The organism is Nocardiopsis sp. TRM 82005, assembly GCF_056312425.1.
This window is the reverse complement of the sequence record NZ_JBWDTQ010000020.1, coordinates 15,295-29,069: the sequence shown is the minus strand read 5'-3', so window position 1 is coordinate 29,069 and position 13,775 is coordinate 15,295. Positions and strand designations below refer to the sequence as shown.

The 13,775-nt window shown below is 71.8% G+C and carries 9 protein-coding genes; 7 read left to right on the top strand and 2 right to left on the bottom strand.

Translation table 11 applies throughout. The annotated features are described in order from the left end of the window. The first annotated feature begins 626 nt into the window (after positions 1-626). Both AC0T5L_RS16565 and AC0T5L_RS16560 read left to right on the top strand, forming a co-directional pair. On the top strand, positions 627-1,304 hold the full coding sequence (locus tag AC0T5L_RS16565; RefSeq protein ID WP_476166389.1) for a response regulator transcription factor: 678 nt from the start codon (positions 627-629) through the stop codon (positions 1,302-1,304). A gap of 3 nt (positions 1,305-1,307) precedes the next feature. Further along, positions 1,308-2,711 (top strand): sensor histidine kinase, encoded by a 1,404-nt coding sequence (locus AC0T5L_RS16560; protein WP_476166388.1) that lies wholly within the window; start codon positions 1,308-1,310, stop codon positions 2,709-2,711. 29 nt (positions 2,712-2,740) lie between these two features. Here AC0T5L_RS16560 and AC0T5L_RS16555 read toward each other — a convergent pair whose 3' ends face one another. Next, complete coding sequence (locus tag AC0T5L_RS16555) at positions 2,741-3,691, bottom strand: TAXI family TRAP transporter solute-binding subunit (protein WP_476166387.1); 951 nt, start codon at positions 3,689-3,691, stop codon at positions 2,741-2,743. Positions 3,692-3,958: 267 nt separating this feature from the next. On the opposite strand from AC0T5L_RS16555, the gene AC0T5L_RS16550 reads away from it, so the two are divergent. From AC0T5L_RS16550 to atzF, 4 genes are all read left to right on the top strand, one after another. Beyond that, complete coding sequence (locus AC0T5L_RS16550) at positions 3,959-5,524, top strand: SLC13 family permease (RefSeq protein ID WP_476166386.1); 1,566 nt, start codon at positions 3,959-3,961, stop codon at positions 5,522-5,524. Between the two features lie 222 nt (positions 5,525-5,746). Then, a complete protein-coding gene (locus AC0T5L_RS16545) occupies positions 5,747-6,460 on the top strand; it encodes a GntR family transcriptional regulator (protein WP_476166385.1) in 714 nt (237 codons plus the stop codon). Positions 6,461-6,512: 52 nt separating this feature from the next. Beyond that, positions 6,513-10,139: an urea carboxylase gene (gene uca / locus AC0T5L_RS16540; RefSeq protein WP_476166384.1), complete on the top strand. Its 3,627-nt coding sequence runs from the start codon at positions 6,513-6,515 to the stop codon at positions 10,137-10,139. Then, positions 10,139-11,869 (top strand): allophanate hydrolase, encoded by a 1,731-nt coding sequence (gene atzF, locus AC0T5L_RS16535; protein ID WP_476166383.1) that lies wholly within the window; start codon positions 10,139-10,141, stop codon positions 11,867-11,869. The genes uca and atzF overlap by 1 nt, the downstream gene beginning before the upstream one ends. A gap of 83 nt (positions 11,870-11,952) precedes the next feature. Here the strand turns inward: atzF and nhaA are convergent, their stop codons facing one another. Beyond that, positions 11,953-13,224 carry a Na+/H+ antiporter NhaA gene (nhaA, locus tag AC0T5L_RS16530; RefSeq protein ID WP_476166382.1) on the bottom strand — a complete coding sequence of 424 codons (1,272 nt, stop codon included), beginning with the start codon at positions 13,222-13,224 and terminating at the stop codon, positions 11,953-11,955. A gap of 286 nt (positions 13,225-13,510) precedes the next feature. Between nhaA and AC0T5L_RS16525 the strand changes: the two genes are divergently transcribed. Further along, complete coding sequence (locus AC0T5L_RS16525) at positions 13,511-13,753, top strand: type II toxin-antitoxin system RelE family toxin (RefSeq protein WP_476166491.1); 243 nt, start codon at positions 13,511-13,513, stop codon at positions 13,751-13,753. Positions 13,754-13,775 lie beyond the last annotated feature (22 nt).

The window sequence follows — 13,775 nt, the reverse complement described above, 5'->3', positions numbered from 1 at the left end:
CGGACTCGGCCGCTCCGTGCCAGGTCCATAAAGTAACGGGACTGATACGTTTCAGTCGGGCGGTATCTCCACGTCGGGTGTGGAAGCCGCGAGGTGCTCCGGCCGACGCCTCAGGACGTCGCCGTGCCAGCAGTTCTGTCGCCGTGAAGCCCGTGACGGCGGGCAAACCAGCCGTCTCACCCGAGGGGCCCGGAAGCGCGCAGCCACCGGGGCGCATCCGTCGGGCGCTCTCCGGAGGCCGGTGGTGCCAGGTGGGAATTACCGGCCCCGGGGGACGGAGGAATCACCGGTCCGGGAAAACCCGTCACAGGGGCGGACCGCTCTGGTGCGTTCCCCCAGGTAATCCATTGACGTCGGCCTTCGGGCCGTTCTCCCTTCGGGTGGGCGCACGACTCCGCGTTCTTGCCCACACCCGGGAACGCGGGCGGAGAGCATCCGACACCCACAATTTCCTCTCCCGTGTTATCGCCGATGGAATGGCTTCCACTTCCGTGAACCACCCGAATCCCGTGCTCCTCCACCTTGGCCGCGACCGTGCGGAAGGCACACGTTCGGGTACACGCTTTCGCGTACGGGAGGGGGCGCGGCCCGGTGGCGTGCCGTGAGCGGGGCGAACACTGCCTACCATGCTGGTCATGCGCATTCTCGTGGTCGAGGACGATGACCGGGTCGCCCGTGGTCTGGTGATCGCCCTGCGGTCGGCGTCCTTCGACGTCCAGCGGGTCGCCACCGCCGAGCGCGCCCTCAGCGCCCCGCCCGCCGACGTCGTCCTCCTCGACCTCGGCCTTCCCGACGCCGACGGCATCGACCTGCTACGCAGGCTCCGCGACCGTCCGCAGACCGCGATCATCGCCGTCACCGCCCGTGGTGAGGAACGCGACCGGGTACGCGGCCTGCGCGCCGGGGCCGACGACTACGTCGTCAAACCCTTCGGTGTCGCCGAGCTTCTCGCCCGAATCGACGCGGTCCTGCGCCGCACCCGCGCCGCGCGGGCCGAGGCCGTCGACGAGGAGCCCCGGCTCAGGGTCGGCGCGCTCACCGTCGACCCCGGCTCCCGCGCGGCCAGGGTCGACGACACCGAACTCCAACTGACCCGAAAGGAGTTCGACCTGCTCGTCATCCTCGCCTCCCGGTCCCCGTCGGTGGTGGCCCGCGACCAGATCCTCGACCAGGTGTGGGGCACGGCCTGGGAAGCCTCCTCCAGGACGCTGGACACCCATATCGGCTCACTGCGTGCCAAACTCGGCCGTGCCGTGCACATCCGCACGGTGCGCGGTGTCGGCTACGTCCTCGACAGGTCCTGAGCCTTGCTCCGCAGACTGCTCGCCATCCTCCTGCCGGCCGCCTTCGTCCTGGTCACCGCGGCCGTCATCCCTCTGGGAACCGTCATCGCCCAGCAGCGGACCCAGGAGGTCTACGTCGACCGGCTGGGGGACGCGGGCCGTTTCGCGTCGCTGGCCCGCACCGCCCTGGAGACCGACCGCCAGGACGCGCTCGTGCAGGAGATGTCCCGCTACGAGGAGCTCTACGGCATCCCGGTGGCCGTGGTCGCCCCCGACGGCGAGACCGTCACCGGGTCCGGAAGCACCGTGCACCTGCGCGAGGTCCTCGCGGACCTGGACGCCCCGGGCACCGTCACCATCGCCCTGGCCGGGGAGCGTCCCGCCCCGCCCACCACCGTCTGGCCCTGGCGCACGGAGCCCCTGGTGGTCGCCGAGCCCATCGGCCGGGACAGCGAAGTGGTCGGCGCGGTCGTCCTCGTCGCCCCCACCGACCGCCTCGGTACCGACATCCTCGGCTCGTGGGGATGGCTCGCCCTGCTCAGCCTGGTACCCCTGGGACTGCTGGTGGCGGCTTCGCTGCCGTTGTCGCGCTGGGTCCTGCGTCCCATCGGCAGACTGGACGCGGCCACCACCGCGGTCTCCTCCGGCGACCTGGACGTACGGGTGGACGCCGAGCGCGGTCCTCCGGAGCTGCGTCGCCTCACCGAGTCCTTCAACACGATGGTCGACGTGGTGCGCAGAGCCCTGGAGCGCCAGCGCTCCTTCGTCTCCGAGGCCTCCCACCAGCTGCGCAACCCCCTGGCGAGCCTCCGTCTGTCGGTGGAGAACCTCGCGCCCTACCTCACCACGGAGGAGGCCCGGGAGGCGCATTCCGTGGCAGTGGACGAGACCACGGCCATGCACCGGATGCTCAACTCCCTGCTGGCCGCGACCCGCCTGGAGAGCGTGACGGGGACCGAGGCCGTGGAGGTCTCCGAGCTGCTGGACACGCGGATGGAGCGCTGGCGTGCCCTAGGTGAGGCCCGGGGGATCTCCGTGTCCGCTGAGGTCCCCGGGGACATGTGGGTGCAGGCTCCCGCCGGAGGACTGGGCAGCATCCTCGACGAACTGGTGAGCAACGCCCTGCGCCTGTCAGGGGGGACCCGGGTGGAGGTGCGCACACGTGCGGGCGATCCGGCCCGGATCAGCGTGCTCGACGACGGGGAGGGGTTGACGGAGGAGGAACGCGACGCCGCCCTGGGCCGGTTCTGGCGCTCGTCCCGGCACCAGAACACCGAGGGGACCGGGCTGGGGTTGGCGATCGTCGCCGAACTGGTCCGCGAGGCCGGGGGAGAGCTGGCACTGGGTGAGGGGCTGCCCGGGGGCGGACGCTCCGGGTTCGGCGCGGTGATCACCCTGCCGCCCGCGTCGGCGGCGGACGCCGACTGATCCCGGGGCGACCCCACCGGCGGAGGGCCTCAAGAGGGCTTGTTGCTCCGGTACCAGCTCGTGGCTCCCCGGTGCAGGGGGACCACGCCGGTGGAGATGCCGGTGCGCACGTTGATCTGGGCCGCCTCCGGGCGGGAGTCCGCGATCTGCCCGGCACGCGTGTACACGGTGTCGGTGACCAGGTGGGCGAGGTCGTCGGACAGGTCGGCCGCGCACAGCAGCAGGTTCGGCACGGACATGGTGGGGTAGGCGGGCACGCCTTCGTAGGTGGTCGCCGGGACGCTGGCGGGAAAGTACGCCTCGGGGCGGGCGTCAGCCATCACGGCCGCCGCGTCGGAGAGGTCGACCAGGCGTATCACGTGTCGCTCGGCCAGGTCGGTGATGGCCGGGGTGGGCAGCCCGGTCAGGGAGAACATCGCGTCGATCTCCCCGCGTCCCAGGGCCCGGGCGGAGGCCGCCTGGTTCAGTCGGACCGTCTCCATCTCCAGTCCGGTCTCCGCGAGGATCTGGTCCGCGGTGAACTCGGTGCCGGAGTTGTCCGCGCCCACCGAGACCCTGCGCCCCTCCAAATCTCCCAGACGGCGCACGGGCGACCCGTCCAGAACCACGAGGTGCACGAAGCTGTCGTAGAGGCGGCCGATCGCACGGAGGGGGTCGGCCTCGGTCGCCTCCCCGGCCATGATCGAGTCGAGGTTGGCCAGACCGAGGTGGGCCTCGCCCGAGTCGATGAGACGCAGGTTGTCGTGCGAGGCGCCGGTCTCGATGGCCTCCACCCGGATGTCGGGCAGACGCTCGTCCAGCAGGCTCGCGATCTCCGCGCCGATCTCCCGGTACACGGCCCCGGGCGGGCCCGTGGCCACCACGAGCACCTGCGGCGGGGGAGAGGGGTTCCGCCACGCGCAACCGCCCACCGCGGCCATGGCCAGGGCACCCGCGGCGCCCCGCAGGGCGGTGCGCCGACTTGGTCCCCTCATGTGCATATGTGCAGCTTAGACAGTGTGGGCGTGTGCCCAGGCGCGCCACCTTTCGGTTTCACCCTGTGTCCCACGTCACGGACCCACCGTGTCCCAATGTCAGAGGAACCTCAAGTTTCGGGTGAGGTGTTGGACACGTCGGGGGGAGATAACCACCATCGCTGTATCAAGTCGGAGTAACCCGGGGGAAACCGGCCGGCAAACCCGGTGCGACACAGGAGTCCCCCGGTGGGCGAACGCCCGTCCCCCAATCGCCCGCAACAGGAGGAACCCATGGCGTCCCAGAAGGGTGTCGACGCGCCGGACACCATGTCGCCCACACAGGACGGCAAATCAGCGAACAGCTTCCCCCGGTCACGTGCCATCGGGCTGGTCGCCGGTCCGCTGATCGGTCTGCTGGTCTACTTCCTCATGCCGGACATGCCGCTGCCCCTCGGCGAGGGGGAGGAAGGGGACCCGGTACTGTCGGCCAACGGCCGTGCCGTCGCGGGTATCACCGCCTTCATCGCCATCTGGTGGGCCACCGAGGCCATTCCGATCCCGGCGACCTCCCTGCTGCCCCTGGTGTTCTTTCCGATCCTGGTCGAGGGCACCGCCGTCGACGACGTCGCTCCGTCCTACGGGTCGAGCACCATCTTCCTGTTCATGGGCGGCTTCATGCTCGCTCTGGCGATGCAGAGGTGGAACCTCCACAAGCGAATCGCGCTGACCATCGTCTCCAAGGTCGGCTCCAACACGGCCGGCCTCGTCGGCGGCTTCATGATCGCGACCGCGTTCATCTCCATGTGGGTGTCGAACACGGCGACCGCCGTGATGATGCTGCCCGTCGGCCTCTCGGTCGTCGCGCTGATCACCCAGTTCCGCAACGGCAGGACGGACGCGAACTTCGCCACCGCGCTCATGCTCGGTATCGCCTACTCCGCGTCCATCGGCTCGGTCTCCACCCTCATCGGCACCCCGCCCAACGTCCTGATGGTCGGCTACCTGGCTGAGAACCACGACGTCCACATCGGCTTCGGCCAGTGGATGATGGCCGGCGTCCCCCTGGCCGCGGTCTTCCTCTTCATCGCCTGGTTCGTCCTCCTCCGCGTCTTCCGCCCCCAGACCCGGAAGGTCGAGGGCGCACAGGACCTGATCCGCCGTGAGCTCTCCGAGATGGGCCCGATGTCGCGTGCCGAGAAGATGGTGCTCGCCGTCTTCGTCTTCGCCGCGTTCTCCTGGATCTTCGTTCCGATCCTGGCCGACATGGAGGCCGTCGCCTCCGTCGCCCCGTGGCTGGGCAGCGTCGGCGACGCGGTCATCGCGATGACCGCCGCGATCGTGCTGTTCCTCCTTCCGGTGGACCGTACGACCCGCCTGCTGGACTGGGACACCGCCGTCAAGCTTCCGTGGGGCGTCCTGCTGCTCTTCGGCGGCGGTCTGGCCATCTCCACGCAGTTCACCGCGTCCGGGCTGAGCGCCTGGATCGGCAGCCAGGTCTCCGCCCTGGCGGGCATCCCGTTCTGGATCATCATCCTGGCGGTCGCCGCCCTGGTGCTCCTCCTGACCGAGCTCACCAGCAACACCGCCACCGCGGCCACCTTCCTGCCGATCCTCGGCGGTGTGGCGGTCGGCATGGACGTCGAGGCGATGGTGCTCGTCGTCCCGGCCGTCCTCGCCGCCAGCATGGCCTTCATGCTGCCGGTGGCCACCCCGCCGAACGCGATCGTCTTCGGCTCCGGGTACGTGCAGATCGGCCAGATGATGCGCGGCGGCGTCTGGCTGAACCTCACCGCGCTCGTTCTCATCCTCGGCGCGATGTACGGCCTCATGACCTGGGCGGTGGGCATCAGCCTCTGACCCCGGGCGCCCGCGGAGGGCGGGCGGCCCCCACGGGCGCCGCGGCACCGGCGGACGACGGTTCTCCCGTCCGTCCCGGGCCGCGGCGCCCGTTTCGTCGTGTCCGGACACATGACGCGCTCAGGCACGAAACATGATGAAACAAGGGGAAACCCACGCTTCACCGCGGGACAGGACCGACGAAACACACCCTTCCTAGCGTCGGTCCCCATGGACACACGGATGTATACACGGCCGGACCCGCAGGCGGAGGCGACGGCCACCTCACGGCGCGACAGGGTCCACGCCCTGATCCGCGAGGAGGTCCTCAGCGGCGGGGTCGGCCCCCACACCCGGCTGGGCGAGGTCCGGCTCGCCCAGCGCTTCGGTGTCTCCCGCACCCCCGTGCGCGAGGCCCTGGCGCGCCTGCACTCCGACGGGCTGGTCGAACGGCGTGAGAACGGCTTCTACGCCACCGTCCCCGACCTCGCCGGGCTCCGCGACCTCTACGAGCTCCGGGTCACGCTCGAACTGCGCGGCATCGCACGCGCCATGGAGGACCCCGGCGTCCGGCACGATCCGGGGATCCTCGCCACCGAGCTGGAGCGCTGGGAGGGCCTGCGCGCCGACCCGCCCCCGCCCGACCCCTCCTTCGTCCTCCTCGACGAGGAGTACCACGCCGCTCTGTCCCGCGCCTCAGGCAACAGGGCGCTGACCGAGTCGCTGGTCTCCGTCAACCAGCGCATCCGCAGGGTGCGCATGTACGACTTCCTCACCGAGGACCGGATCGCCTCCACCATCGACGAGCACATCGGAATCGTCGAGCACCTCTCCGGGGGCGAACTGGACGCCGCCTACCGCGCCATGCACGAGCACGTCGGAGCCTCCATGGAGGTCGTCCTGGAGCGTGCACGCCGGGCCCTGGCCCAGACGGCGCTACACGCGCACGCCCCCTGACCCCCTCCCCGCGCACCGCAGCACACAAGCTCCCGCACCAAGGAGACCCAGCGTGTTCGACTCCGTGCTCGTCGCCAACCGCGGCGAGATCGCCTGCCGCATCATCCGGTCCGCCCGAGACCTGGGCCTGCGCACCGTCGCCGTCTACTCCGACGCCGACGCCGGCGCGCTCCACACCCGCCTCGCCGACGAGGCCGTCCGGCTGGGGCCCGCCCCCGCCGCCGAGAGCTACCTGAACACCGAACGCGTCCTGTCCGCGGCCGAGGCCACCGGGGCCGGAGCGGTCCACCCCGGATACGGCTTCCTGTCCGAGAGCGCCGAGTTCGCCGACGCCGTTCAAAGCGCGGGCCTGGTGTTCGTCGGCCCCGAGCCCCGCCACCTGGAGGAGTTCGGTGACAAGCACACCGCGCGCAAGGCCGCGGCCGCCGCCGGGCTGCCCATGGTCGCGGGCAGCGAGGTCCTCCCCGGCGTGGCGGAGGCGGTCGCCGCCGCCGAGCGCGTCGGCTACCCCGTCATCCTCAAGTCCACCACGGGCGGAGGCGGCATCGGCCTGCGGCCCTGCGCGGACGAGGAGGCCCTGCGCGCCGCCTTCGACCAGGTCAGCCGCATGGCCGAGACCCACTTCGGCGGTGGCGGCGTGTTCGTGGAGCGCTTCGTCTCCCGGGCCCGGCACATCGAGGTGCAGGTGTTCGGCGACGGGCGCGGCGGAGTGGTCACCCTCGGGGACCGCGACTGCTCCCTGCAACGCCGCAACCAGAAGGTCGTCGAGGAGGCACCCGCTCCAGACCTGCCCGGGGACCTGCGCGCGGAACTCCACCGCGCCGCGCGCGAGCTCTGCGCCGGAGTGTCCTACCGCAGCGCCGGGACGGTCGAGTTCGTCTACGACGCCGAACGCGGCGAGGCGTCCTTCCTGGAGGTCAACACCCGGCTCCAGGTCGAGCACCCGGTGACGGAGGAGGTCACCGGGGTGGACCTGGTCGCCTGGATGCTCCGCCTGGCCCGCGGCGAGGACGTCCTCGCCGACGTACCCCCGGAGGGGCCCGCACCTGACGGTCATGCCCTCGAAGCCCGCGTGTACGCCGAGGACCCGGCCCACGACTTCCGCCCCAGTTCCGGGCTGCTCACACGGGTCGAGTTCCCCGCCGGGGTGCGCGTGGACGGCTGGGTGGAGACCGGACAGCGCGTCACCAGCGACTACGACCCCATGCTCGCCAAGGTCGTCGTACGCGGCGACGACCGGAACGACGCCCTGGAGCGGCTCGGCACCGCGCTGGCCGGTGTCCGGATCGACGGGCTCCAGACCAACCTGGGCCTCCTACGTGCCCTGACCCGCCACGAGGACGTCCGCGCCGTCGGACACACCACGGCCACCTGCGCCCAGGTGGGCGACCCGGAGCCGCGCATCGGGGTGGACCGCGCCGGGACGCTCACCACCGTCCAGGACTTCCCCGGCCGCACCGGCTACTGGCAGGTCGGCGTCCCGCCGTCGGGCGCCATGGACGACCTCTCCCTGCGCCTGGGCAACCGGGCCCTGGGCAACCCCGAGGGAGCCCCCGGACTGGAGTGCACCGTCGAGGGCCCCGCCCTGCGCTTCTCGGCCGCCACCACCGTGTGCGTGACCGGTGCGCCCGCCGAGGTCGCCGTGGACGGCGTCGCGGCCGCCCAGTGGGAGCCGGTGCGGGTACCGGCGGGCGGCCTGCTCGACGTCGGGGCCTGCCGGGGGCCCGGCATGCGCACCTACGTACTGGTGCGGGGCGGACTGGACGTGCCCGAGTACCTGGGCAGCGCGTCCACGTTCACCGCCGGGGAGTACGGCGGCCACAGCGGCCGGGCCCTGCGCCCGGGAGACGTGCTCCGCCCGCTTCCGGAGCCCGCCGGAGCACCCGTCCCCCGGCCCGTCCCCGAGGCCGACCGGCCCGTACTACCCGTCCCGGCCGGTGCGGAGGGCTCCTCGGAGGGCACGGGGTCCCACTGGGACATCGAGGTGTCCGAGGGGCCGCACGCCGCACCGGAGTTCCTCACCCGGGAGGGGCTCACCGCCTTCTACGCCACGGCCTGGCGGGTGCACTCCCAGTCCGCGCGCAACGGAGTCCGCCTCTCCGGGCCCAGACAGTCCTGGGCGCGCCCCGACGGCGGTCAGTCCGGACTCCACCCCTCCAACATCCACGACACCGCCTACTCCGTCGGCGCCGTCAACCTCTCCGGAGACACGCCCGTCCTCCTCGGTCCCGACGGCCCCAGCCTGGGCGGGTTCGTCTGCCCCGTCACCGTGGTCAGCGGTTCCCGCTGGAAGATCGGGCAGCTCCGCCCCGGCGACACCGTGCGCTTCCACCCGGTGAACGAGGCGGTGGCCGAGAAGCTCCACACCGTCCCCACGGCCGCCGCGCTCCTGCGCGGCAGCGGAGCTGACGGCGACGACGGCGTCCTCGCCCGCGTCCCGGCGGGCGAGGGCACACCGGAGGTCACCTACCGGCGCGGCGGCCACGACAACCTCCTCGTCGAGTACGGGCCCCTGACCCTGGACCTGGGCCTGCGCATGCGCGTCCACGCCCTCATGGCCGCCCTCGACCGTGCCGCGCCGCCCGGCATCGTCGACTCCACCCCCGGTGTCCGGTCCCTGCACCTGCACACCGACCCCCGGGTACTGCCGCTGCGCACCCTTCTGGGCCTCCTCCGGGAGATCGAGGAACAGCTGCCTCCCACCTCGCGGCTGCGGGTGCCCAGCCGGACCCTGCACCTGCCGATGTCCTTCGACGACCCGTCCATCCACGAGGCCATCGCCCGTTACCGGACCGGCGTGCGCGACGACGCGCCCTGGAACCCCGACAACATCGAGTTCATCCGCCGTGTCAACGGACTCGACTCGGTCGAGCAGGTACGCGACACCGTCTTCGACGCCTCCTACCTGGTCCTGGGCCTGGGAGACGTGTACCTGGGCGCCCCCGCCGCCACCCCGCTCGATCCGCGCCACCGCCTGGTCACCACGAAGTACAGCCCCGCGCGCACCTGGACACCCGAGGCCGGCGTCGGTATCGGCGGCGCCTACCTGTGCGTGTACGGCATGGAGAGCCCCGGTGGCTACCAGCTCATCGGCCGTACGGTCCCCATCTGGTCCGGGCTGCGCCAGTACGGCCCGTTCGAACCCGGTACCCCGTGGCTGCTGCGATTCTTCGACCGGATCAGCTGGTATCCCGTGGGCCGCGAGGAGCTCCTGGACATCCGCGCCGACCTGCTCGCCGGACGCCACGGACTCGCCATCGACGACGGGGAGTTCGTCCTGTCCGAGCACGAGCGCTTCCTGGCCGAGAACGCCGACTCCATCGAGGAGTTCGAGCGGCGCCGGGCCGCGGCCTTCGAGACCGAACGGCGGGCGTGGGAGGCCTCGGGCGAGTTCGAGGACAAGCCAGAGCCCGAGCCGGCCGTCCACGCCGCCCCCGACCTGCCGCCGGGCGCCCGCCTCGTCGAGGCGCCCCTGTCCGCCTCCGTCTGGAAGGTGGACGTGGCCCCCGGCGACACTGTGGAGGAGGGGCAGCCCGTCGTGCGCCTGGAGGCCATGAAGCTGGAGGTCGTCGTCCGCGCTCCCCGGTCGGGAACGGTCTCGGACGTCCTCGTCACACCGGGCCAGCCCCTCGAACCGGGGAGCGCCATGGCCGTCATCGCACAAGGAGGGTCCGCCTGATGCCCGCTCCCACCGACCGAGTCCGCTCCGCCTACCGCCGGATCGCCGAGGCCGATCGGCCCGAGGTCTGGATCACCCTGCGCGCCGAGCGGGAGCTGGCCGTGGAGGCCAGGGCGCTGGAGGACCGGATCACCGAGGGAGAGGAGCTACCGCTGGCGGGGACGCTCGTGGCGGTCAAGGACAACATCGACGTGGCGGGTCTGCCCACCACGGCCGCCCACCCCGGGTACGCGTTCACCCCCGCGGCGAGCGCGCCGTGCGTGCGCAGGCTGGTGGACGCGGGTGCCCTGGTGCTCGGCAAGACCAACCTCGACCAGTTCGCCACCGGGCTGGTCGGCACCCGCAGCCCCCACGGCGCGGTTCGGGGCGCACGCGACCCGGAGCGGATCTCCGGCGGGTCCAGCTCGGGCTCAGCCGTGGCCGTGGCCCTGGGGATGGCCGACATCGCCCTGGGCACCGACACCGCCGGTTCCGGCCGTGTGCCCGCCGCCCTGAACGGCGTCGTCGGACTCAAACCCACGCTCGGCCTGGTCCCGTCCTCCGGAGTGGTCCCGGCCGCACGTCCCTACGACTGCGTCACCGTGTTCTCCCGGGACCTGGCCTCCGGCCGTGCCGCCCTGGCCGTGATGACCGGCCCTGAGCCCGAAGACCCGTACAGCCGAGACTGGCCCGCCGACGTACGGCTCGCCGCCCGGCCCGGGGCGCGTGTGGCGGTGCCCTCGGACACGGCGCTGGCACCACTCGGCGACGGTGAGCGGGCGGCCTTCCAGGAGGCCGTAGACACACTGCGCGCCTCCGGGGCGGAGACGGCGGAGGCCGACGTGTCCCCTCTGCTGGAGGCGGCGCGGCTGCTCTACGACGGTGCGCTCGTCGCCGAGCGCTACGCCGCCGTGGGGGAGTTCCTGGCCGGCCACCCCGAAGGGGCCGATCCCACCGTCTCCGCGATCATCCTGGCGGCGGAGGGCATCCCCGCCCACCGGCTCGCCGCGGACCAGCACCGGCTGGCCTCCTACAAGGCCGCGGCCCGCCGGCTCCTGGCCGGGTTCGACGCCCTCCTCCTGCCGACCACGGTCGGCCACCCCGCCCTGGCGGAGGTGGCGGCCGATCCGGTGGAGGCCAACTCGCGCCTGGGCACGTACACCAACTTCGTGAACCTGCTGGACATGGCGGCCGTGGCGGTTCCCGCCGGGACCACGGACGGCCGTCCCTTCGGGGTCAGCGTCCTCACCCGCGCGTTCGAGGACCAGACGGCCCTCGACCTGGCGGCGACCCTGGTCGGCGAGGGGCGGGGGGAGGCCTACCCCGCGCCCGGCGTGGACCTGGCGGTGTTCGGCGCGCACCTGCGCGGCCAGCCGCTCAACCACCAGCTCACCGACCTGGGCGCCCGGTTCGTCGACGAGGCGCTCACCAGCGCCGACTACCGCATGGTCGCTCTGCCCGGGGCCGCCGCCACCCCCGGTGGGCGGTCCGCGGCCGTGCCGGCCAAGCCCGGCGTGCTCCGAAGCGACGGGCGGGGCTCCGCTCTGCGCTGCGAGGTCTGGCGGATCTCCCCGGCCGGACTCGGCTCCTTCCTGGCCGCACTGCCCGCGCCCATGTCGTTGGGCGCGGTCACCTTGGCGGACGGTCGCACGGTGGTCGGTTTCGCCTGCGACCCCGCCGCGGCCGGGGACGCCGAGGACATCAGCCACCACGGGGGCTGGCTCGCCTACCTCGCGTCGGGGGAGGGCTGAACGGAAAGGAGGCGGGGCCCGTCTCCCCCGGTGCGTTCCGGGAGGGGCGGGCCCCGCGTCGCCGTGCTCTTTCCGTGGGCCGCCTACTCGGTGGGAAGGCCCGCGGGGCCGGTCGGGCTGCCCGTCCGCCGGTAGTGCCTGGCGCGGAAGCCCAGGATGCCCGCGGCCAGGAGGGTGGCGATCAGGGAGGCGACCAGTACACCCGTCTTGGCGTGCGCCAGGTGCTCCGGAGCACCCAGGAACGACAGTTCGCTGATCAACAGCGAGACGGTGAAGCCGATACCGGCCAGCTGCGACATACCGACGATGTCGATCCATCTCAGACTGGGGTTGAGCTCGGCGTTGGTTATCTTGGTGGTCAGCCATGAGCCGCCCGCGATGCCGATCACCTTGCCGAGGATCAGACCGACGATGATGCCCAGCGCGGCCGAGTCGGTGACGACCTCGTCGAAGCCGTCGAAGACCACACCGGCGGAGAAGAACGCGAAGATCGGCAGGGCCAGGCCAGAGGACCAGGGGCGCAGCAGCTGCTCCACGCCGTGGCTGGGGTCGTGCCCCTCACCGGGCAGCGCGTTGGTGCGCATCAGCAGCCCCATCGCCACACCCGCGATGGTGGCGTGCACGCCGCTCTCGTGCACCAGGACCCAGATCACCACGGCCAGGGGCACGTAGACCAGCCAGTTGGGGATCACCGACGCGTTGAGCTTGGCGGCCAGCCCCTTGCCCCGCTGTAGGTACCAGAACACCACCAGGCCGGCGGCGGCGATCAGCAGCGCCACGAAGTTGATGCCCGAGGTGTAGAACACCGCGATGACGACGACCGCGCCGAGGTCGTCCACGATCGCCAGCGTCAGCAGGAAGGTCCGCAGTGCCACGGGCAGTCCGCGCCCGACCACCGCGAGGATGGCGAGGGCGAAGGCGATGTCGGTCGCCATCGGGATGCCCCAGCCCTGGACGGTCTCGGGCGAGGTGATGTTGATCGCGGCGTAGATCGCGGCGGGCACGATCATGCCGCAGACGGCCGCGACGATCGGCAGCATGGCACGCCTGGGGTTGCGCAGCTCGCCGTGGACGAACTCCTGCTTGAGCTCGTTGCCGACGACGAAGAAGAAGACCGCGAGGAGGCCGTCGGCCGCCCACGTCTCCAGCGTCAGGTCCAGGTGCAGGGCCTCCGGGCCGAGCCTGATCGAGCGCAGGCTCTCGTAGGCCTCGCCGAACGGGGAGTTGATCCAGACCAGTGCGAGGATCGCGGCGCCGATCAACAGGAAACCGCCGACGCTGTCACTGCGGAGCGCGTCGGCGAATCTGGCGAGCGGGCCGGAGCCCGGGGAATGCTCGATCGGGTCGATGCTCATAGGCACCTTTCGGGATACGACTGTTGGACTCGCCGACCAGTCTTCCCGGCACACCTAGGCGCCAGCGCGCCCCGCCTATGGTCGCTGAATGTGCGGTAAATGTCCAGCCCAGGGAGCATGTGTCCGGTCTTGTTGGTGCACTGGGAGACCAGTGGTCACAGTCTCCCGTAGGCACGGCGAGCAAACTGGTCGGTGGCCGGTGCGCCCGGCCCCGCGACAGCGTCCGGACCCGGCCGTACCCGCCCCTCGCGATCAGACCAGCACCTGTTCGAGGGCGTGCGCGCCGATCGACGCCGGAAGGGCGTCGTCGGAGTTGCGCAAGCTTCCCCGCAACGTCGCGTTGAACGTGTTCCTCAAGCTCACCGAACTGGAGACGGGCCCGTTGGGACTCGGCACCACGGCGCTGATCGGCGCGCCAGAGGTGCGCCGCCTCAGAGTGGGCGACTATCGGGTGATCTACACAGTGGAGGAGAAGAGGCTGATCGTTTGGGTCGTCCACGTCGGCCACCGGTCCAGCGTGTACGACTGAGGCCGTGTTCGCCCCGAACGCG